Annotated in this window: 15 protein-coding genes and 4 tRNA genes; all 19 read left to right on the forward strand. The window is 34.9% G+C overall.

Going from position 1 to position 23,950, the window contains the following annotated elements; genetic code table 11:
• The first annotated feature begins 23 nt into the window (after positions 1-23).
• Complete coding sequence (locus V7P59_RS11600) at positions 24-1,193, forward strand: acyl-CoA dehydrogenase family protein (protein ID WP_333810323.1); 1,170 nt, start codon at positions 24-26, stop codon at positions 1,191-1,193.
• Positions 1,194-1,317: 124 nt separating this feature from the next.
• Positions 1,318-1,512, forward strand: coding sequence for a 30S ribosomal protein S21 (gene rpsU / locus V7P59_RS11605; protein WP_333810324.1), 195 nt, complete (start codon positions 1,318-1,320; stop codon positions 1,510-1,512).
• 66 nt (positions 1,513-1,578) lie between these two features.
• On the forward strand, positions 1,579-2,469 hold the full coding sequence (locus V7P59_RS11610) for a tyrosine-type recombinase/integrase (protein WP_333810325.1): 891 nt from the start codon (positions 1,579-1,581) through the stop codon (positions 2,467-2,469).
• Between the two features lie 32 nt (positions 2,470-2,501).
• Complete coding sequence (hpf, locus tag V7P59_RS11615; protein ID WP_333810326.1) at positions 2,502-2,804, forward strand: ribosome hibernation-promoting factor, HPF/YfiA family; 303 nt, start codon at positions 2,502-2,504, stop codon at positions 2,802-2,804.
• A gap of 92 nt (positions 2,805-2,896) precedes the next feature.
• Positions 2,897-2,970, forward strand: a tRNA-Thr gene (locus tag V7P59_RS11620).
• Between the two features lie 33 nt (positions 2,971-3,003).
• Positions 3,004-3,085 (forward strand) — tRNA-Tyr (locus V7P59_RS11625).
• 75 nt (positions 3,086-3,160) lie between these two features.
• Positions 3,161-3,232 (forward strand) — tRNA-Thr (locus tag V7P59_RS11630).
• Positions 3,233-3,289: 57 nt separating this feature from the next.
• The gene (tuf, locus tag V7P59_RS11635; RefSeq protein ID WP_297868079.1) at positions 3,290-4,477 is read left to right on the forward strand and encodes an elongation factor Tu; all 1,188 of its coding nucleotides are present in this window, start codon (positions 3,290-3,292) and stop codon (positions 4,475-4,477) included.
• A gap of 52 nt (positions 4,478-4,529) precedes the next feature.
• Positions 4,530-4,601, forward strand: a tRNA-Trp gene (locus V7P59_RS11640).
• Between the two features lie 15 nt (positions 4,602-4,616).
• The gene (gene secE / locus V7P59_RS11645) at positions 4,617-4,811 is read left to right on the forward strand and encodes a preprotein translocase subunit SecE (protein ID WP_333810327.1); all 195 of its coding nucleotides are present in this window, start codon (positions 4,617-4,619) and stop codon (positions 4,809-4,811) included.
• A gap of 10 nt (positions 4,812-4,821) precedes the next feature.
• Positions 4,822-5,373: a transcription termination/antitermination protein NusG gene (gene nusG / locus V7P59_RS11650; RefSeq protein WP_333810328.1), complete on the forward strand. Its 552-nt coding sequence runs from the start codon at positions 4,822-4,824 to the stop codon at positions 5,371-5,373.
• A gap of 66 nt (positions 5,374-5,439) precedes the next feature.
• On the forward strand, positions 5,440-5,877 hold the full coding sequence (rplK, locus tag V7P59_RS11655; RefSeq protein ID WP_026724872.1) for a 50S ribosomal protein L11: 438 nt from the start codon (positions 5,440-5,442) through the stop codon (positions 5,875-5,877).
• Between the two features lie 21 nt (positions 5,878-5,898).
• A complete protein-coding gene (gene rplA / locus V7P59_RS11660) occupies positions 5,899-6,588 on the forward strand; it encodes a 50S ribosomal protein L1 (protein WP_194093113.1) in 690 nt (229 codons plus the stop codon).
• Between the two features lie 22 nt (positions 6,589-6,610).
• Positions 6,611-7,108, forward strand: a complete 498-nt coding sequence (rplJ, locus tag V7P59_RS11665) for a 50S ribosomal protein L10 (RefSeq protein ID WP_297868076.1) — start codon at positions 6,611-6,613, stop codon at positions 7,106-7,108.
• A 55-nt stretch (positions 7,109-7,163) separates the two neighbouring features.
• The gene (rplL, locus tag V7P59_RS11670; protein ID WP_333810329.1) at positions 7,164-7,538 is read left to right on the forward strand and encodes a 50S ribosomal protein L7/L12; all 375 of its coding nucleotides are present in this window, start codon (positions 7,164-7,166) and stop codon (positions 7,536-7,538) included.
• A 245-nt stretch (positions 7,539-7,783) separates the two neighbouring features.
• Positions 7,784-11,596, forward strand: coding sequence for a DNA-directed RNA polymerase subunit beta (gene rpoB / locus V7P59_RS11675; protein WP_333810330.1), 3,813 nt, complete (start codon positions 7,784-7,786; stop codon positions 11,594-11,596).
• A gap of 67 nt (positions 11,597-11,663) precedes the next feature.
• On the forward strand, positions 11,664-15,962 hold the full coding sequence (gene rpoC, locus V7P59_RS11680) for a DNA-directed RNA polymerase subunit beta' (protein WP_333810331.1): 4,299 nt from the start codon (positions 11,664-11,666) through the stop codon (positions 15,960-15,962).
• 105 nt (positions 15,963-16,067) lie between these two features.
• A complete protein-coding gene (locus V7P59_RS11685) occupies positions 16,068-16,376 on the forward strand; it encodes a DUF3467 domain-containing protein (RefSeq protein WP_111567663.1) in 309 nt (102 codons plus the stop codon).
• Between the two features lie 145 nt (positions 16,377-16,521).
• A partial coding sequence (locus tag V7P59_RS11690) for an Ig-like domain-containing protein (RefSeq protein ID WP_333810332.1) occupies positions 16,522-23,950 on the forward strand: 7,429 nt, incomplete at its 3' end.

Consider the following 23,950-nt stretch of genomic DNA (forward strand, 5'->3'; position numbering starts at 1 on the left):
GCAACCTACACAATTATAGATTTATGAATTCAATGTATTTCACAGAAGAACACGAATTATTCAGACAAAGTTTTAGAGATTTTTTACACAAAGAAGTGGTGCCTCATATTGAAAAATGGGAAAAAACAGGTACTATTGAACGTTTTATTTGGGAAAAATTTGGAGAAATGGGCTTCTTTGGATTAAACTATCCAGAAGCATATGGTGGAATGAATTTGGATTTATTTTACACGGTTATTTTTTTAGAAGAACTTCAAAAAGTTAAATCTTCTGGTTTTGCTGCCGCAATGTGGGCTCACGCTTATTTAGCCATGACACATTTAAATGCTGAAGGTGATGAAAGAATTAAACAAGACTATTTAGCACCAAGTATTGCTGGTAAAAAAATTGGAGCTTTGTGTATTACAGAACCATTTGGAGGTAGTGATGTGGCAGGAATGAGAACTACTGCAGTAAGAAAGGGTGATAAATTTGTAATCAATGGCTCTAAAACATTTATTACAAACGGAGTATATGCTGATTACTATGTAGTAGCAGCTAAAACAAATCCAGAATTAGGTAATAAAGGGATTAGTATCTTCTTAGTTGACACCAAAACGCCAGGCATTTCTGCTACTAAATTAGATAAATTAGGTTGGAGAGCTTCAGATACTGCCGAAATTGCATTTGATAATGTAGAAATTCCTCTTGAAAATTTAATGGGTGAAGAAGGGAAAGGATTTCCATACATTATGCAACATTTTGCTCTAGAGCGTTTAATTATGGCAATCAATGCTCATGCAAGAGCAGAATATGCAATTGATTACACTTTGGAATATATGTCACAACGTGAAGCTTTTGGTAGCCCAATTAATAAATTCCAAGCATTACGTCATACAATGGTAGAGCATGCAACAGAAGTAGAACATTGTAAAATATTTAATTATGCAGCTGTAGCCAGACTAAATAATAAAGAATATGTAGTAAAAGAGGCTACTATGGCAAAATTAAAATCAACTAAAGTAGCTGATCAAGCTATTTATGATTGTTTACAAATGCTAGGGGGTTATGGTTATATGGAAGAATATCCACTAGCAAGATTACTAAGAGATAGTCGTTTAGGGCCAATTGGTGGGGGAACTTCTGAAATTTTAAAAGAGATTTTATCAAAAATGATCATTGATAATCAGAATTACAAACCAGCGGTTAAATAAAAATACAAGAAAACCTATTTTAATTAAAATAGGTTTTCTTTTTTTAAAGTTTGATAGATATTGATTTTGTAATTAAAAAATAATTTCTACATTTGCACCCTTAACGAGAGGAGGTGTCTATTTTATGTTAATTATACCAATTAAAGACGGAGAAAATATCGATAGAGCATTAAAGCGCTATAAAAGAAAATTTGATAAAACAGGAACTGTTCGTCAGTTACGTGCACGTCAAGCTTTCATTAAGCCTTCTGTTATCAACAGAGCTAAAATACAAAAAGCAGCTTATATTCAAACTTTAAGAGACTCTTTAGAGAGTTAATATTTTTGAATAAAAATATAAAACCGCTAATTAATAAAGTGTAACTTTGTTGTTAGCGGTTTTTTTATGTCTACAAATTTACAAGCATATCAAGATTATTTAGTTAAAGAGAAAAATTATTCTCCTTTAACAGTTCGTGCTTATATAGATGATATTTTATCTTTCCAAGAATATCTTCAAGAGCAATCTATAAGTTTAGAAGAAGTTGTTTATCCAAACATTAGAAGTTGGATTGTGACTTTAGTAGAACAAAATATTTCCACTACTTCTGTTAATCGCAAAATTTCGGCACTGAAATCTTTTTATAAATTTTTATTAAAAACAAAACAAATTTCGGTTAATCCACTTTTAAAGCATAAATCATTAAAAGTTGCGAAGAAGGTACAGATTCCATTTTCTGAAAAAGAAATGCAAGATGTGTTTTCAAATATCGATTATTCCAATGATTTTGAAAGTATTCGAAATCGTTTTGTTATTGAACTTTTCTATGCAACAGGGATACGAAGAGCAGAATTAATAAATTTGAAGGTAAATAGTATTGATGAGTTGCAAAAAACAATCAGAGTTATTGGGAAAAGAAGCAAAGAGAGGATTATTCCGCTTTTAGATTGTACGTTAATTTTGTATAAATTATATAAAGAACAACGAAATCATTTAGAGGTAATTAATAATAAAGAGATGTTAATTTTATCTAAAACTGGAAATAAAGTAAGTGAATCGTTTGTATATCGGTTAATAAATGATTACTTTAGTACAGTCTCAAAAAAAGAAAAAAAGAGTCCTCACGTTCTTAGGCATTCCTTTGCAACACATTTGTTGAATAATGGGGCCGATTTAAATTCCGTAAAAGAGTTATTGGGTCATGCTAGTTTGTCCTCTACACAGATATACACACACAGTAGTTTAGCTGAACTAAAAAAGGTGTATCAAGATGCGCATCCAAGAAATGAAAAATAACTTGATTGTATAACCATTTAATTAACAGTATTATGAAAGTTAATATGCAAGCAGTAAATTTTAATGTAGACAGAAAATTGGTGGATTTCATTCAAGACAGAATGGATAAATTAGAAAAATACTATGACAAGATAGTGTCGTCAGAAGTTTTTTTAAGGTTGGAAAATACAAGTGATAAAGAAAACAAAACCGTTGAAATTAAAATTATAGTGCCTGGAGACGATTTTGTAGTGAAGAAAACAGCTAAAAGTTTTGAAGAAGCAGCTGATTTATCTGTAGATTCATTAGAGCGAGTAATAATGAAAAGGAAAGAAAAATTAAGAGCGCATTCATAAAAATAAAAAAAACATAAAAAATGTTTTGATTCAAAAATAAATTATATACATTTGCAGTCCGTTAGAAATAGCGGACTTTTTATATTTAAGTTGCCGGTGTAGCTCAGCTGGCTAGAGCAGCTGATTTGTAATCAGCAGGTCGTGGGTTCGAGTCCCTCCATCGGCTCAAAGTTGTTAGTAACTAAAATATAAATGGTTTGGGGAGATACTCAAGCGGCCAACGAGGGCGGACTGTAAATCCGCTGACTAAGTCTTCGCAGGTTCGAATCCTGCTCTCCCCACAAAGAAAATTAGAATTTAGAAAAATGAATTTAGAAATTTCTGAATTCTGAATTCTAACTTCTGAACTCACAAAAGCCGGTGTAGCTCAGGGGTAGAGTGCTTCCTTGGTAAGGAAGAGGTCACGGGTTCAATTCCCGTCATTGGCTCTTAAGAAAGTTTATTTTTTGAACACTAATATATAACTAAGATTAAATTATTAAATCATGGCAAAAGAAACCTTTGATCGTTCGAAGCCCCATTTAAATATTGGAACTATCGGACACGTTGACCACGGTAAAACTACATTAACAGCTGCAATTACTAAAGTATTAGCTGATGCTGGTTTATCAGAAGCAAAATCATTTGATCAAATTGATAATGCTCCAGAAGAAAAAGAAAGAGGTATTACTATTAATACATCTCACGTAGAATATTCTACAGCTAACCGTCACTACGCTCACGTTGACTGTCCAGGTCACGCGGATTACGTTAAGAACATGGTTACTGGTGCTGCTCAAATGGACGGTGCTATCTTAGTAGTTGCTGCTACAGATGGTCCTATGCCACAAACAAGAGAGCACATCCTTTTAGGTCGTCAAGTAGGTGTGCCTAGAATGGTTGTATTCATGAACAAAGTGGATATGGTTGATGATGCTGAATTATTAGAATTAGTAGAAATGGAAATCAGAGATTTATTATCTTTCTATCAATATGATGGTGATAATGGTCCAGTTATCCAAGGTTCTGCTTTAGGAGCTTTAAATGGTGAGCCAAAATGGGTTGATACAGTATTAGCTTTAATGGATGCTGTTGATAACTGGATTGAGTTACCTGCTCGTGATGTTGATAAACCATTCTTGATGCCAGTTGAGGACGTATTTACAATTACAGGTCGTGGAACTGTTGCTACAGGTCGTATCGAAACTGGAGTTGCTAATACAGGTGATGCTGTTGAAATCATTGGTATGGGAGCTGACAAATTAACTTCTACAATTACAGGAGTTGAGATGTTCCGTAAAATCCTTGATAGAGGTGAAGCTGGAGATAACGTAGGTTTATTATTAAGAGGTATCGCTAAAGAAGATATCAAAAGAGGAATGGTTATCATTAAACCAGGATCTGTTAAACCACACGCTCACTTCAAAGCTGAGGTATATATCTTGAAAAAAGAAGAAGGTGGACGTCACACTCCATTCCACAATAACTACCGTCCACAGTTCTATGTACGTACAACTGACGTAACTGGTACTATTTCTTTACCAGCTGGTGTAGAGATGGTTATGCCTGGTGATAACTTAACAATTGATGTTCAATTATTAAGCCCTATCGCTTTATCAGTAGGTTTACGTTTCGCTATCCGTGAGGGTGGTAGAACAGTAGGAGCTGGTCAGGTTACTGAAATTTTAGACTAATTATAAGTCAAATAATAATTAAACCAGCAGTTCGCTGCTGGTTTTTTAACAAACGGGCGTAGTACAAGGGCTAGTATAGTGGTCTCCAAAACCATTGATGGGGGTTCGAATCCCTCCGCCCGTGCAAATAAAGATTAAGATGACAAAAGTAGTTAATTACATATCTGAAGCATTTCATGAATTGAAAACGAATGTTACTTGGCCAGTTTGGTCAGAAGTGCAACGTTTGACAATTATTGTAGCTGTATTTTCAATTATTTTCGCTCTATTAACTTGGGGTGTTGATGAATTATTTGTAAAAGCTCTTGAAGGTTTTTTTAACATCTTAAAATAATACTTACAGTATGGCTGATAATAATGTTAATAAGTGGTATGTAGTAAGAGCTGTAAGTGGTCAAGAAAATAAAGTTAAAGCTTACATTGAGACTGAGGCAGCTCGTTTAGGTATGGCTGATTACATTTCTCAAGTTCTTGTTCCTACTGAAAAGGTAGTTCAAGTTAGAGATGGAAAAAAAATAGCTAAGGATAAAGTGTATTTTCCCGGCTATATCATGATTGAAGCTAACTTAACTGGAGAGATTCCTCATATTATCAAATCAATTCCTGGTGTGATTGGTTTCTTAGGTGAAACTAAAGGAGGTGATGCGGTGCCATTAAGACAATCTGAAGTTAACAGAATGTTAGGTAAAGTAGATGAGTTATCTGTAAAAGTTGATAATGTAGCCATCCCTTATGCTGTTGGTGAAACAGTAAAAGTGGTAGATGGTCCTTTCAATGGTTTTAATGGAACAATTGAAAAAGTTAATGAAGAAAAGCGTAAACTTGAAGTAATGGTTAAAATTTTCGGAAGAAAGACCCCGTTAGAGTTGAGTTTTATGCAAGTTGAAAAAGTATAATTTTCGTTACATATATAAATCACATCAATCGCTTCCAATTGATAGATGTGCTAAATTTTTTTAAAAATGGCAAAAGAAGTTAGTAAAGTAGTTAAACTACAAGTTAAGGGAGGTGCTGCGAATCCATCGCCACCGGTTGGACCTGCTTTGGGGGCTGCTGGGGTTAACATCATGGAGTTCTGTAAGCAATTTAATGCTAGAACACAAGATAAACCTGGCAAAGTATTACCAGTACAAATTACTGTGTATAAAGACAAGTCTTTTGACTTTGTTGTTAAAACGCCACCTGCTGCAATTCAGTTATTAGAAGCAGCAAAATTAAAGTCTGGTTCAGGGCAACCTAACCGTAAAAAAGTAGCTAACGTTACTTGGGATCAAATTAGAACAATTGCTGAAGACAAAATGGCAGACTTAAACGCTTTCGAAATTGAAAAAGCGATGAGTATGATTGCTGGAACAGCTAGATCTATGGGTATAACAGTAACAGGAAATGCTCCTTTTTAATCTCTAAAAAGAAATTAGACAATGGCAAAATTGACAAAAAAGCAAAAAGAGGCTGCAGCAAAAATTGAGAAGAATAAACTTTATACTTTAAGAGATGCTTCTGCATTAATTAAAGAAGTTGCTTCTGCAAAATTTGACGAGTCTGTTGATATCGCAGTAAAGTTAGGTGTAGATCCTAGAAAAGCGAATCAAATGGTAAGAGGGGTTGTAACATTACCTCACGGAACTGGTAAAGATGTAAGAGTATTAGCATTAGTTACTCCAGATAAAGAAGCTGAAGCTAAAGCTGCTGGTGCTGACCACGTAGGTTTAGATGACTATTTACAAAAAATCAAAGATGGTTGGACAGATGTTGATGTTATCATCACTATGCCAGCTGTTATGGGTAAATTAGGTCCATTAGGACGTGTTTTAGGTCCAAGAGGTTTAATGCCAAACCCTAAAACAGGAACAGTAACTATGGATGTTGCTAAAGCGGTGCAAGAAGTGAAAGCTGGTAAAATCGACTTCAAAGTTGATAAAACTGGTATCGTTCACGCTGGAATAGGTAGAGTATCTTTCGATGCTGATAAAATCTATGACAATGCACACGAAATCGTTCAAACATTAATTAAATTGAAACCAACTGCAGCTAAAGGTACTTATATTAAGTCTATTCATATATCAAGTACACAAAGTCCTGCTATTGCTTTAGATCCTAAAGCTGTATAATTGGTAGTTAAAAATTTTTAGTATGACTAGAGAAGAAAAATCAATCGCTATTGAAGATTTAACTGCACAGTTAGCGGATGTAAATGTTGTTTATTTAGCAGACATTTCAGGACTTGATGCAGATACTACTTCAAACTTAAGAAGAGCTTGTTTTAAAGCTGGTATTAAATTAGAAGTTGTTAAGAACACATTGTTAGAAAAAGCAATGGAGGCTTCTGATAACGACTATGGTGATTTAGCATCAGTTCTTAAAGGAAACACTTCTATGTTTATTGCTGATACAGCTAATGGACCAGCAAAAATTATTAAAGAATTCCGTAAGAAAGGTGAAAAACCTATTTTTAAAGGAGCTTATATCAACCAAGAAATTTTTATTGGTGATAACTTGTTAGATAGCTTAGTAGCTATTAAATCTAAAGAAGAAGTTATTGCAGAAATCATTGGTTTATTACAATCTCCTGCTAAACGAGTTCTTGCAGCTCTTCAAAATCAACCTAACAAGGAAGAAGGAGCAGAATAATACGTACGCACTTAATAAATTATATTTTTACAAAACATTTTAAAAGATAGAAAAAATGGCAGATTTGAAACAATTCGCAGAACAATTAGTTAACTTAACAGTTAAAGAAGTTAACGAATTAGCAACAATATTAAAAGATGAGTATGGTATCGAGCCTGCTGCTGCAGCTGTAGTAGTTGCTGCAGGTGGAGGAGATGCTGGTGCTGCTGGTGCTGAGCAAACTGAATTTACTGTAGTATTAAAAGATGCTGGTGCTTCTAAATTAGGAGTTGTTAAAGCGGTTAAAGAATTAACTGGTTTAGGTCTTAAAGAAGCTAAAGATTTAGTTGATGCTGCTCCTACAAACGTTAAAGAAGGAGTTTCTAAAGATGAGGCTGAAGGTCTTAAGAAAGCTTTAGAAGAAGCAGGGGCTGTAGTTGAGTTAAAATAATTTATACTCATAAATAAGCTAGGTTTAGGTCTTGAGAGTGTTCTCAAAGACCTAAACCATTTTGCGTATATTAAATAATTGTATTTTTTATACGTTTAAAAGTAACCAATAACGAAGAAAAAAAATAAACAAACTTTCCTGGTTTATTTTTAAAGATGTATTGGTGACTAAATAAAAAGGAAGTATTAAAAAGCAGTGTTTTTACACAAAAAATTACTTTTTTTAAATCAAAATTTTGTCCATTGATGATAACAAATCAGACTGAAAGATTAAATTTTGCTTCGACAAAAAACATTCCACAATATCCAGATTTTCTAGATATTCAAGTGAAATCGTTTAAAGATTTCTTCCAATTGGAAACAAAATCTGACGAAAGAGGCAACGAAGGGCTGTATAATACCTTCATGGAAAATTTTCCAATTACTGATACGAGAAACCAATTCGTATTAGAGTTTCTAGATTATTTTATTGATCCACCTAGATATACTATTGAAGAGTGTATTGATAGAGGTTTAACGTATAGTGTACCTCTAAAAGCTAGATTAAAATTATATTGTACTGACCCTGAACACGAGGATTTTGAAACAATTGTTCAAGATGTGTATTTAGGAACAATACCATATATGACACCTAGCGGTACATTCGTTATCAATGGTGCTGAACGTGTAGTTGTATCACAGTTACACAGATCTCCAGGTGTATTCTTTGGACAGTCTTTCCATGCAAATGGAACTAAATTATATTCTGCCAGAATTATTCCTTTTAAAGGTTCTTGGATTGAATTCGCTACCGATATCAATAACGTAATGTATGCGTATATCGATAGAAAGAAAAAATTACCTGTAACAACTTTATTCAGAGCAATCGGATTTGAAAGAGATAAAGATATCTTAGAAATTTTCGACTTAGCTGAAGAAATTAAAGTATCTAAAACAGGTATCAAGAAATATGCAGGAAGAAGACTTGCTGCTCGTGTATTAAATACATGGCATGAAGACTTCGTGGATGAGGATACTGGTGAAGTGGTTTCTATTGAGCGTAACGAAATTATCTTAGATCGTGATACAATTCTTGACAAAGATAATATCGAAGAAATAATTGAAGCAGACGTAAAAACTATCCTTTTACATAAAGAAGATAATAATGCGGCTGATTATACAATTATTCACAATACGTTACAAAAAGACCCAACAAACTCTGAAAAAGAGGCTGTTGAGCATATTTACAGACAATTACGTAACGCGGAACCGCCTGATGAGGAAACGGCTCGTGGTATTATAGATAAATTGTTCTTTTCTGACCAACGTTATAACTTAGGTGAAGTAGGTCGTTACAGAATGAACAAAAAGTTAAATCTTGATATTCCAATGGAAAAACAAGTTTTAACAAAAGAAGATATTATTACAATCGTTAAATATTTGATTGAATTAATCAACTCTAAAGCAGAGATTGATGATATCGACCACTTATCAAACCGTCGTGTAAGAACTGTTGGAGAGCAATTATCAGCTCAGTTTGGAGTAGGTTTAGCTCGTATGGCTAGAACTATCCGTGAAAGAATGAACGTTCGTGATAACGAGGTGTTTACACCTATCGATTTGATCAATGCTAAAACATTATCATCGGTAATTAACTCATTCTTTGGAACAAACCAGTTATCTCAGTTCATGGATCAAACAAATCCATTAGCAGAGATTACACACAAACGTCGTTTGTCTGCTCTTGGACCTGGAGGTTTATCTAGAGAAAGAGCTGGTTTCGAGGTGCGTGACGTTCACTATACACACTACGGAAGACTTTGTCCAATTGAAACTCCAGAGGGACCAAACATCGGTTTGATTTCTTCTTTAGGGGTTTATGCAAAAGTTAACGGAATGGGATTCATCGAAACTCCTTACCGTAAAGTTGTAAACGGACAAGTTGATTTAGTTTCTGAACCAATCTACTTAAGTGCAGAGGAAGAAGAAGGTAAAATGATTGCACAAGCAAACATTGAAATGGATGCTAACGGGAAAATTACAGCTGATAAAGTTATTGCTCGTGAGGAAGGTGACTTCCCAGTAGTAGAACCTACGGTTGTACATTATACAGACGTTGCTCCAAATCAGATTGCTTCTATTTCAGCTTCATTGATTCCTTTCTTAGAGCATGATGATGCGAACCGTGCGTTGATGGGATCTAACATGATGCGTCAGGCCGTACCATTATTACGTCCTGAAGCTCCAATCGTTGGTACTGGTTTAGAAAGACAAGTTGCTTCTGATTCAAGAGTATTAATCAATGCTGAAGGTAGCGGAACTGTTGAGTATGTTGATGCTAATATCATCACAATTAAATACGACAGAACTGAAGAAGAGCGTATGGTAAGTTTTGATTCAGATGAAAAAACGTATCAGTTAATCAAATATAGAAAAACCAATCAAAGTACTTGCATCAACTTAAAACCTATTGTTAGAAAAGGTGATAGAGTTGTAAAAGGTCAAGTATTGTGTGAAGGTTATGCTACTCAAAACGGAGAATTAGCAATCGGAAGAAACTTAAAAGTGGCGTTCATGCCATGGAAAGGATACAACTTCGAGGATGCTATCGTAATTTCTGAAAAAGTAGTACGTGATGATATTTTTACATCATTACATATTGATGATTACACATTAGAAGTTCGTGATACTAAATTAGGTAACGAAGAATTAACTAATGATATTCCAAACGTTTCTGAAGAAGCTACTAAAGATTTAGATGAAAACGGTATGATTAGAATTGGTGCAGAGGTTAAACCTGGCGATATTCTAATCGGAAAAATTACACCAAAAGGAGAATCAGATCCTACTCCAGAAGAAAAACTTTTAAGAGCTATCTTCGGAGATAAAGCAGGTGATGTAAAAGATGCTTCATTAAAAGCGTCTCCATCTTTACACGGTGTGGTTTTAGATAAAAAATTATTTGCGAAAGCAGTAAAAGATAAGAGAAAACGTTCTAAAGATAAAGAAGACGTTGATAAATTAGAAACTGAATTCGAAGTTAAGTACAACGAGTTGAAAGACAAATTGATTGAAAAATTATTTGTCATCATCGATGGTAAAACTTCTCAAGGTGTAATGAACGATTTAGGTGAAGAAGTATTGCCAAAAGGTAAAAAATTCACTAAAAAAATGTTGCAAGGTGTAGAAGATTTTGCTCACTTAACTAAAGGTCAGTGGACAACAGATGAGCATACAAATGCAATGGTGAACGACTTAATTCACAACTACAAAATCAAATTAAACGATTTACAAGGTTGGTTAAGAAGAGAGAAATTTACTATTACTGTTGGAGATGAATTACCTTCTGGAATTTTAAAACTTGCTAAAGTTTACATCGCTAAGAAACGTAAATTAAAAGTAGGGGATAAAATGGCAGGACGTCACGGTAATAAAGGTATTGTTGCTAAAATCGTTCGTCAGGAAGATATGCCATTCTTAGAAGACGGAACACCAGTAGATATCGTGTTGAATCCACTAGGGGTACCATCTCGTATGAACATTGGTCAGATTTATGAAACGGTATTAGGATGGGCTGGTCAAAAATTAGGTAAGAAGTTCGCTACTCCAATTTTTGATGGTGCTACTTTAGATCAAATTAATGCCTTAACAGACGAAGCAGGTATTCCAAGATTCGGTCATACGTATTTATATGACGGAGGAACTGGAGAGCGTTTCCACCAACCAGCAACAGTAGGAGTTATCTATATGTTGAAATTAGGTCACATGGTAGACGATAAAATGCACGCTCGTTCTATTGGTCCTTACTCTTTAATTACGCAACAACCATTAGGAGGTAAAGCTCAATTCGGAGGTCAGCGTTTTGGAGAGATGGAGGTTTGGGCTCTTGAAGCATATGGTGCATCAAGTACGCTAAGAGAAATCTTAACTGTTAAATCGGATGACGTTATTGGTAGAGCTAAAACTTACGAAGCTATCGTTAAAGGAGAAACTATGCCAGAACCAGGATTACCTGAATCGTTCAATGTATTAATGCATGAATTAAAAGGTCTTGGATTAGACATCAGATTAGAAGAATAAATTTATCCGGGAGTAGCCTTGGTTACTTCCTTTATAACGCTTTTCATAAATCGAAAGTATTCATATCATGACAAGATTAAAAGATAAAAATACCGTTAAAAGATTTAACAAAATCACGATAGGACTTGCTTCTCCAGAATCTATTTTGGCAGAATCAAGAGGTGAGGTTTTAAAACCAGAAACAATCAACTATCGTACCCACAAACCAGAAAGAGATGGTCTTTTCTGTGAACGAATTTTCGGTCCAGTTAAAGATTATGAGTGTGCTTGTGGTAAGTATAAAAGAATCCGCTACAAAGGAATCGTTTGTGACCGATGTGGTGTTGAAGTAACGGAGAAAAAAGTTCGTAGAGATAGAGTTGGACACATCAATCTTGTTGTACCAATCGCTCACATTTGGTATTTCCGTTCGTTACCAAACAAAATCGGATATATTTTAGGATTACCATCTAAGAAATTAGATATGATTATTTACTACGAAAGATATGTAGTAATTCAACCAGGTATTGCTAAAAATGCTGATGGCGAATCTTTACAAAAATTAGATTTCCTTACAGAAGAAGAGTATTTAAATATTTTAGATACACTTCCAATGGAAAATCAATATTTAGATGATAATGATCCAAATAAATTCATCGCTAAAATGGGTGCTGAATGTATTATGGACTTATTAGCTCGTACTAATTTAGATGAATTATCATACGAATTACGTCACGCTGCTAATAACGAAACATCTAAACAACGTAAGACAGAAGCTTTAAAACGTTTAAATGTTGTAGAATCATTCCGTGAGTCTAACTTAAACAGAGAAAACCGTCCTGAGTGGATGATTTTAAAAGTAATTCCAGTTATTCCACCAGAATTACGTCCGTTAGTACCACTTGATGGAGGTCGTTTTGCAACGTCAGATTTAAATGATTTGTACAGAAGAGTAATCATCCGTAACAACCGTTTAAAAAGATTAATGGAGATCAAAGCTCCTGAAGTAATCTTAAGAAACGAAAAACGTATGTTACAAGAATCTGTAGATTCATTATTTGACAATACACGTAAAGCTTCTGCAGTTAAAACAGAATCTAACAGACCATTAAAATCGTTATCAGATTCATTAAAAGGTAAACAAGGACGTTTCCGTCAGAACTTATTAGGTAAACGTGTGGATTATTCTGCTCGTTCGGTAATTGTCGTTGGACCAGAAATGAAAATGTACGAGTGTGGTTTACCAAAAGATATGGCGGCTGAACTTTACAAACCATTCGTTATTCGTAAGTTAATCGAAAGAGGAATTGTAAAAACAGTTAAGTCGGCTAAGAAAATTATCGACAAAAAAGAGCCTGTAGTATGGGATATCCTTGAAAATGTAATCAAAGGTCACCCAGTATTACTTAACCGTGCTCCTACGTTACACCGTTTAGGTATTCAAGCATTCCAACCTAAATTAATTGAAGGAAAAGCGATTCAGTTACACCCATTGACATGTACGGCGTTTAATGCCGATTTCGATGGTGACCAGATGGCGGTTCACTTACCATTAGGACCAGAAGCTATTTTAGAAGCACAATTATTAATGTTAGCTTCTCACAATATCTTAAACCCTGCAAATGGTGCGCCTATCACAGTTCCTTCTCAGGACATGGTTCTTGGTCTTTACTACATGACTAAAGAGCGTTTATCAACTCCTGAGCACAAAATTTTAGGTGAAGGATTAACTTTCTATTCTGCTGAAGAGGTAAACATCGCTTTAAATGAAGGAAAATTAGAGTTGAATGCTAGAGTTAAAATTAGAGCAAAAGACTTTAATGAAAACGGTGAATTAGTTTATAAAATTATTCAAACAACTGCTGGTAGAGTATTATTTAACGAAGTAGTACCTGAAGCAGCTGGATATATCAATGAGGTATTAACTAAGAAATCATTACGTGATATTATTGGTAAAATCTTAGCGGTAACTGACGTTCCTACAACTGCTGCTTTCTTGGATAACATGAAAGATATGGGGTATAAGTTCGCATTCCGTGGAGGTCTATCATTCTCATTAGGTGATATTAGAATTCCGGAACAAAAAGAGAAATTAATCGCTGATGCTCGTGAGCAAGTAGAAGCAATTTCGATGAACTATAGCATGGGTCTTATTACTAATAACGAGCGTTATAACCAAGTTATTGATATCTGGACTTCAGCTAATGCGCAATTAACAGAGTTAGCAATGAAAAATATCCGTGAAGACCAACAAGGTTTCAACTCGGTATATATGATGCTTGATTCTGGAGCGAGGGGTTCTAAAGAGCAGATTCGTCAGTTAACTGGTATGCGTGGTTTGATGGCTAAGCCTAAAAAATCAACTGCTGGTGGTGGTGAAATTATCGAAAACCCAATTTTATCGAACTTTAAAGAAGGTCTTTCTATCCTTGAGTATTTTATTTCTACTCACGGTGCTCGTAAAGGTCTTGCGGATACCGCTCTAAAAACAGCCGATGCGGGTTACTTAACACGTCGTTTACATGACGTATCTCAAGATGTTATCGTAAACTCTGTAGATTGTGGTACATTAAGAGGTATTGAAGTTTCTGCTTTAAAGAAAAACGAGGAAATCGTTGAAACTTTAGGAGAAAGAATCTTAGGACGTGTGGCTTTACAAAATGTGATTAACCCATTAGATAATGAAATTTTAGTTCATGCTGGTGAGGAAATTACAGAAGCTATTGTTAAGAAAATCGAAGCTTCTCCAGTAGAAAGAGTAGAGGTTCGTTCGCCATTAACATGTGAGGCAACTAAAGGAATTTGTGCTAAATGTTACGGTAGAAACTTGGCAACAGGTAAGATGACACAGAAAGGTGAAGCAGTTGGAGTTATTGCAGCGCAATCAATTGGTGAGCCTGGTACACAGTTAACACTTCGTACGTTCCACGTTGGAGGGGTTGCTGGAGGTATCTCTGAAGAGTCTAGTATTGTAACTCGTTTTGCAGGTAGATTAGAAATTGAAGATTTAAAAACAGTTAAAGGTGAAGATGCTGAAGGAAATGCTGTTGATATCGTAATTTCTCGTTCTACTGAGTTAAAATTAGTTGAGCCAAAAACAGGTATTGTATTAAATACACACTATATTCCTTACGGATCAAGTATTTTTGTAAATGATGGAGATGTTGTTGAAAAAGGTACTACAATCTGTAAATGGGATCCATATAACGGGGTAATTATTTCTGAATTTACAGGTAAAGTAGGTTACGAAGATTTAGAACAAGGACAATCGTTCATTGTTGAAATCGACGAGCAAACTGGTTTCCAAGAGAAAGTAATTTCTGAAGGTAGAAATAAAAAATTAATCCCTACGTTACACATCTACGGTAAAGATGGCGAGTTAATTCGTTCATACAATTTACCAGTAGGAGCTCACCTTATGGTAAACGATGGAGAAAAAATTAAAGCAGGTAAGATTTTAGTTAAAATTCCACGTCGTTCTTCTAAAGCAGGTGATATTACTGGAGGTTTACCAAGAATTACCGAGTTATTAGAAGCTCGTAATCCTTCAAACCCTGCGGTAGTTTCTGAAATTGATGGTGTTGTAACTTTTGGAAAAATTAAGAGAGGTAACCGAGAAATCGCTATCGAGTCTAAATTTGGTGAAGTGAAGAAATACTTAGTAAAACTTTCAAACCAAATCTTAGTTCAAGAAAACGACTTCGTAAAAGCGGGAACTCCACTTTCTGATGGAGCAATTACTCCAGAGGATATCTTAAGAATTCAAGGTCCATCTGCTGTTCAACAGTATTTGGTAAACGAAATTCAAGAGGTATACCGTTTACAAGGTGTAAAAATCAACGATAAACACTTTGAGGTGGTTATCCGTCAGATGATGCGTAAAGTAAGAATTGTGGATCCAGGGGATACTTTATTCTTAGAAGATCAATTAGTTCATACAAGTGATTTCATCGTTGAAAACGATAAATTATACGGAATGAAAGTTGTGGAAGATGCAGGAGATTCTGAAAACTTAAAACCAGGTCAAATTGTTACACCGCGTCAGTTAAGAGATGAAAATTCGTTATTAAAACGTAATGATAAAAACTTAGTTTCAGCACGTGATATTGTTCCAGCTACTGCTACACCAGTATTACAAGGTATTACAAGAGCATCGTTACAAACGAAATCATTCATTTCTGCTGCATCGTTCCAGGAAACTACAAAAGTATTAAACGAAGCTGCAGTAGCAGGTAAAGTTGATACTTTAGAAGGATTAAAGGAAAATGTTATTGTAGGACACAGAATTCCAGCTGGTACTGGTATGAGAGAATACGATAATATTATTGTAGGTTCTAAAGAAGAATACAATGAATTAATGGCTGCTAAAGAAGAGTTTAACTACTAATTAGCTTCATTATTCCAACATAAAGCCTAACAGATTTTCTGTTAGGCTTTTTTTTTACCCAAATTATACTTATTCTTGTATAACTAAATAATAATATTAAATATCATGGAAAATAATAATCAACAAGGACAAATTAACATCGAATTAGATGAACAAACAGCAGAAGGAATTTATTCCAATTTAGCCATTATTAATCATTCTAATTCTGAGTTTGTGGTAGATTTTGTAACCATTATGCCAGGGGTGCCAAAAGCTAAAGTAAAATCAAGAATTATTTTAACGCCTCAACACGCAAAACGATTATTAAAAGCATTAGGAGAAAACATTCACCGTTTTGAAAGTGCTCACGGAAAAATTGAAGAAAGTGAACAGCCACCAATTCCATTGAATTTTGGTCCTACAGGCCAAGCTTAAAATCAAAAAAAAACTCTTTACGGAGTTTTTTTTACATTATAACTATTTTTTAGTTTTTTTGTCATAAAAAATCAATTTGATTGTAAATTATTTCATAAATTAGTCGGCTTTTTATAAAATAAGCATTTTTTTAAAACTATAATTTATGATAAAAAACTACTTTCTAGTCAAACCCTTCACTTTTATGGGTTCGACTTCTTTAAAAAAAGAAAAAGTGGCATCGTTTAGTTCAGAAAAAAAAGGCGTTTTTTCACTTTTATTTTTGTTTTTCACGTTGTTTTCTTTTGCGCAAGTTACAACTAATTCAAGTTCTGGCTTAGCAGCTACTTATCCAAGTTTAGCTTCTGCTATTACGGCTTTAAATGGAGCTACTATTACTGATCCTGTTGTTATTACTTTGACAGGTAATGAAACGGCACCTGTGGGGGGGTATAGCATAACTGCAACAGGTACATCAACTAATACCATTACTATTCAAGGAAATAGTAGTACAATTACTGCGCCTGCTCAAACTTCTGGAAATTTAAATGATGCCATATTTAAAATTATTGGTGGAGATTGGATTACGATTCAAGGTTTTACTTTGAATGAGCGTGCATTTACGCCTGTAGCTGCAGATACTGCTGCTGGAACGAATACTATGACAGAATGGGGGATAGCTTTATTATATGCTACTACTACTAATGGTGCGCAAAACTGTACGATTCAAAACAATATCATAGCATTAAATAGAACGTATCAAAATACATTTGGTATTTATAGTAATTCAACTCACAGTGCTACAACAATTGCTACTTCTGCAACTGCTACAACAACAGCTGGGGGGAATAGTGGGTTAAAAGTCTATGGTAATACAATTAATAATGTTAATTTAGGTATTGTGGTGGTTGGGCCTACTGCTGCTGCAGATGCCAATACAGGAATTGACATTGGAGGCTCTTCAATTTCAACTGGAAATACAATTTCAAATTTTGGAACAACGGGTACGTTTTCTGGGTATGCAAATGTTTCTGGAACAGTAAACGGTATTTTAGTCCGTAATTCAAATGGATTTAATGTATCATATAACTCAATTACAAGTTCAGATGGAGGAGTAACAACTGGTACTTTGAACGGAATCCAAATTCAAGCTTCTTCAAATGCTCCTACAACAACCTTTACAAATACAATTTCTTATAATGCCATTTCATTACAGAGTGGTGCAGCAACTGGTGCTATTAACGGTATTACTTATCCAAGTGGTTCCGCTTCGGTCACTAGTATTGCAAATGTCAGTAATAATAATTTTACACGTCTGAACCATTCAGTTGTATCTTCAGGAGCTATTACAGCTCTTTCAAAGGCTTCAGGTGATTTTACAACAAATATCAGTAACAATACATTTACTAATATTTCTTGTAGTACTACTGGTAGTTTCACTTTTATTAGTCATAGCGTTACAATGCCAACAGGTGGTTCTCAAACTATAAGTGGGAATTCAATTGTCACTGGTTTTACAAAGACGGGAGCGGGTGGTACAGTTACTTGTTTAACGAGTGCGGGTTCATCAGTTAATGGGACAACTGCAACAATTACTAATAATAATTTTTCAAATATTACTATAACAGGTGCTACTGCGATAACAGCTATTTCAAGTACTGATTATTTGTCTTCTAGTTCAATCCCTACTAAAATAATAACCAATAATACATTTAATTCTTGGATAGGGACAGGTGGTACTTCTGCTTATATTGGTTTAACAGCCTCATATTGGGCAGGTAATTCTACAGTAAATAATAATACTTTTACAAATTGGTCTGGACAAGGAGCAATCACGGCTATTAATTTAGGTTCTACGGGTAGTATTGCTACATCCATAAGTATTGCTAATAATATTATTAACAATTTATCATCAACAGGTACCGGTGGTCAAGTATTAGGTATTTCGTGTAGCAATACATCTACATTAATTAATATTAATGGAAATACTATAAATACGTTATCATCTACAGGTGCGTCAAGTGCAGTTGGTGGTATTTTGGTTTCAGGAGCTAGTACAACTAACGTTTATCAAAATACTATCTACGGAATGTTGTCTTCTGGCATAACATCTCCTTTGGCATTAGGTATTTCAATTCAAGGGGGTACTAATGTTAATACATATAGAAACAAAATATATAATATTAGTGCTACAGCCAATATTTCAACTACCTCACCAGCTGTAATTGGTATTAATATTACTGCTGGTTCAAATATTAATACCTACAACAATTTAATTGCTGATTTAACTGCTCCTTTAGCAAATTTAACCGATGCAATTAGGGGGGTTAATATTACTTCAACTGCTACTTCATCAAATCAAAGAATTTATAACAATACTATATATTTGAATGCATCTTCAAGTGGAGCTAATTTTGGAACGACAGGTATTTTTCATACAGCAAATTCTACTGCTACAATAGCAGTTCTTGATTTGCAAAATAATATGATATTTAATACCTCTGCTTCAGCAGGTACAGGTTTAACAGTAGCATACAGAAGAGGAGGAACAGCATTAGCAAACTATGCTTCAACTTCTAATAAGAATCTATTTTATGTAGGCTCTCCCAGTGCAACAAATTTAATTATGTACGATGGTACTAATTCATACCAAACAATGACTACTTTTCAAGCTGCAGTAGCATCGAGAGAAACTGGTTCTTTTACTGAGTCAAGTTTCAATCCTGTGTCATATTTTGTTTCTACTGCTGGTTCAAATACAAATTACCTTAAACCTTCTACTGGTTTAATTACTCAAGCAGAAAGTGGTGGAAATATTCTTGGTAGTCCTTATAATGAAGACTACAGTGGTATTCCTCGTCCAGCTGGTGCTGGCTCGTCTTATGATGTAGGGGCTTGGGAATTTGAAGGAGTTTCTCCTGCGCCAATAATTACTAACATGATTGCAACACCTGCTTTAACTTCACAATGTGTTAAATCAAATAGAGCTATTTCTGTAGATGTAACAACTACTGCAGGAACTATTACAAGTGTTGTTTTAAATTACAGTCATAATGGTACAGCTCAAACAGCTATTACAATGACTAATAGTGGTGGTAATACTTGGGTAGGTACTATGTTAGCACCTACAATTGGTAATGCAAATGTAACGTGGTCTATAACTGCTACTAATTCTATCGGGTTAAATACAACTTATAATGGGGTATCATATTCAGATGAGCCAAATACTGGCTTGACAACATCTGCAAATGCATCTGTTTCTACAGTATGTGCTGGAGGTGCTACAACTCTTACTATGAATATTAATGGAAGTGGAACAGCTCAGATTGGAAATGCAACAACCCTTACATCTGCTACTACTCAGCCAACTGCATTTTGTAATAGATGGCCAAGTTACAGAATTCAAACAATATACACCGCTGCAGAGTTAACTGCTGGGGGGTTAGCAGCAGGTAATATTAATTCCATGGCTTTTAATATCACGTCTTTAGGAGATGCGGCAACTAATGCCAATTTTATAGTTCGTATTGGAACAATTTCTCAAAGTACTTTTTCTTCAACAACATGGTTAGCTCCAACTTTCACCACCGTATTTCCAGCTGCAACATATACTCATACTGCGTCTGGATGGCAAACAATTAATTTTGCAACACCTTATAATTGGGATGGAACATCAAATTTAATTATTGATATTCAGTATGATGGTGCTAATGCAACAAATAACGCCATAACATATTTTACAGCAACAACTGGAAATACAGTTTTACATTCGGATACAAATGGTAAAGCAGCTGCATCAGGTGTTTTATCAACAACAAGATTAAATGTGCAATTTTCAGGAATTATTTCTAGAACAGCAACTTCTTATTCATGGTCAAATGGTGTATCAGTAGTTGGTACTTCAAATCCATTAGTAGTAAATCCTAATGTAACAACTACTTATACTGGTACAGCCCTAGTTAATGGGTGTCCTTTAACGGCTTCAACTACTGTTAATGTTAATCCATTGCCAACGGCACCTACGGCAACAAACTCTGCACAATGTGGAACACAAATTCCTACTGCATCTGTAGTTGATGCGAATGGTTTTACAACGCCAACTTTCAATTGGTATGCCGGTGCTACAGGAGGAACAGCTTTACAGTCGAGTACTTCAACAACTTATACAACAGCTATTAGCACTACTACAACTTTATATGTTTCTGTAGTTAATCCAACAACAAGTTGTGAAAGTTTACGTACACCAATAACTATTACGGTTAGCACACCTGATTTAATTTCAGCATCTACAAGTGCTGCAACAATATGTTTAGGACAAAGTGCAGTTTTAACGGCTGCCAATACAGCTTCAACACCACTACAAAATTATACTTACTCTTGGTTGTCTACTACAGGAAGTGGAGTAGAAACATCTCAAAGTGGTGCTAGTATTACAGTAACACCTACTGCTATAGGAACCTATACTTATACTGCTACCGCTATAGATGGTGGATGTCAAACAACAAATACCGTAATTGTAACAGTTAATCCTTTGCCTTCAATTACTACTGTAACTGCTAGTCCAATGGTTGCGTGTGCGGGAAGTACAATTAATTTAGCAGCATCAATTATTGAAAATGGACCAGGTTCTAAAACATTAGGATTAGGAGCGAGCACTTCAACTTCAGCTGCTGCAAACCCTTTTTATGGAGGTTATGGAGGAGTTAAGACACAATATTTGATTAGAGCATCAGAACTAACAGCTCTTGGAATTATTGCAGGTGATATTACTTCTTTAGGAATTAATGTTACTGTTGCAGGTTCTACATTGTCTGGGTTTAGAGTAAATATGGAGTCAACACCATTGACATCTTTAACTTCAAATATTGAGAATGTTTCAAATAATGTTTTTGCTGGCACATTTGTTCCTGCAGTAGGTATAAATACAATAACTTTTAGTTCTCCGTTTAACTGGGATGGGACTTCAAATATTATTTTGAGTTTTTGTTGGAGTAATGCTAATACGTCAAATACAGCTTCAACAGTTAGGGTTGATTCTACACCATTTGTATCTGCAAATGCTCGTTATGTAGATTCTAGAACTGCATCAGAAGTTTGTGGTTACTCTGGAAGTTCTTTACCTTCAGGATGGAATGGTTCTTCAACGACTTCTTCAACTCGACCACAATTTATTTTTTCAGGAAGAGTAAATGATTCTAACACAACGTCAAGTTATACATGGTCATGGTCAGACGGAACTTCAACTGTTTTAACGTCATCTTCAGGATCGGTTACTTTACCTGCGGGACCATCAACAACATATACTGTTACTGCAACTAATCCTTCTACAGGGTGTAGTGCAGCACAAAACGTTGTTGTATCAACAAATGTTACAGCTTTGGCTGTTACAACTACTCCTAGCTCATCTAATATTTGTGTTGGAAGTTCAGTAGTATTAACTGCTTCTCCAACAGGTGGCTGTATTCCATATTCTTATTCATGGAGTGATGGAACTTCAGTTGTTGGTACTTCGTCTACCTTAACTGTTTCTCCAACAATTAATACTAACTATACTGTTACAATTACTGATAACACAGGTGCCACTGTAACAGCTACAAGTAATATTACGATTAATAATCCTCAACCATCATCAGTTATTGGTGATACTAAGTGTGCTACTGCCGCAACATTTAATTTAAATGCTACAGCTTCTAATGTTAATAATGTTTTAAATTGGTATGCTGCTGTTACAGGTGGAAGTTCTTTAGCTACAGGTGCTTCTTATACGACTCCTTCAATTTCAACTACAACAACTTATTATGTTGAAGAGAATGAAATATCAAATCAAACAAATGGTTTAGGAAGAGTTTCTACAATAGCAACTGCAAATACAACCCCTTCAACATATGGTTTGGTTTTTGATTTAAGTAGAAAAGCAAAATTAAATTCGGTTGATGTTTATTTAGCTAGTGCTACATCAGGAAGTATAGTACTTCAATTACAAAATTCAGCAGGAACAGTTATTAATACTAAAACGGTTAATGTTCCTGCAGGAAATGCAACTTCACCTGTTCAATTTACATTACCAATTGATTTTATTATTCCTGCTGGAACAGGTTATAGATTATTAGCTGTATCTGGTCCAGCTATGGTAAGAGAGTCTTCTCTTGGAGGATTTCCATATTCCCTTGGTACTTTTGGAAACATTACAAATGGATATATATCAGGAAATTCAACAACATATTATTATTTTTATAATTGGAGTTTATCTAATGTTTGTTCAGGAACAAGAGTTCCAGTTGTAGCAACTTTAAATACACCTCCAGTAATAACATTAAGTAATACATCATCATCTATTTGTAATGGAGATTCAGCTTTACTAACTTTAACTAATGGTGGTGCTAGTTATGATACTTTTGTTTGGTCTCCATCAACAAATGTAACTGGTAATAGTACAACTGGTTGGGAGTTTTCACCAACAACTACAACGACTTACACATTAACAGCCTCTCAGTCTGCAGGATCGTGTTCAACTACGGCAACTTATACAGTTACAGTTAATCCGTTACCGTCAGATTTAACTTTTACACCATCAGATCCAACAATTTGTGTTGATGCAATTCAATCAATAACTGTTTCAGGAGGTAGTCTAGCGGTTACAGGTAAATTAGGTTCAGGAACTTCAACCAATACATCTTCAACTCCTTTCAGAGGATTTTATGGAGGTTCAAAAACGCAAGCGTTATACACGTCAGCTGAATTAACAGCTTTAGGTTTAACTGCAGGTCAAAGAATTAGTTCTATTGGTTTTGTTGCACTCTCTGGAACACCATTGGCATTAAATAATTTTGCAATTAATGCAGGTTTTGTTTCTAATACAACTATTGGAACAAGTTTTATTAATGGTGCAACAAATGTGGTTTTAGCTCCAACTAATTATACTCCAACCACAGGTATTGGAAATCTTGATTTTATTTTATCTACTCCATTAACATGGGATGGAGTGTCAAGTTTATTGATTGAGACTTGTTTTAATAACAATAATGGCGGTGGTGTTTCTGCAAATTCTATATCTGTAGAATCTTCAACAGTTGCATCTGGTTTAAATTTATATCTATCTCAAGACAATAATGCAACTGTATGTACTAATACTGATGCACCAACTACCACTACAAACAGACCAAACTTAAGAGTTTCAGCAATAGCTCCAGTAAATATTACATGGAGTCCAATAACAAATTTATTTACAAATGCATCTGCGACTATACCTTATACTGCTGGTACTAATGCATCAACAGTTTATGTTAAGTCGAGTACAGCTGGTGTTTATACCTATGAAGCTACTGCGACAGTTGCTGCAACAGGTTGTGCTAATGGGGCAGCAGTAAGTGTTACGGTTAATCCAAATAATACTGCAAGTACTGCTTCTTCAACTCCAACAGTATGTGTTAATACAGCGATTTCAGCTATCACACATACTACAACTGGCGCAACAGGAATTGGAACTGCAACAGGTTTACCAGCAGGTGTGTCAGCTACATGGGCATTAAATACGATAACGATTTCAGGTACACCATCAGTTGCAGGTACATTCAACTACAGTATTCCATTAACAG

The organism is Flavobacterium sp., assembly GCF_036782315.1.
Lineage (GTDB): Bacteria > Bacteroidota > Bacteroidia > Flavobacteriales > Flavobacteriaceae > Flavobacterium.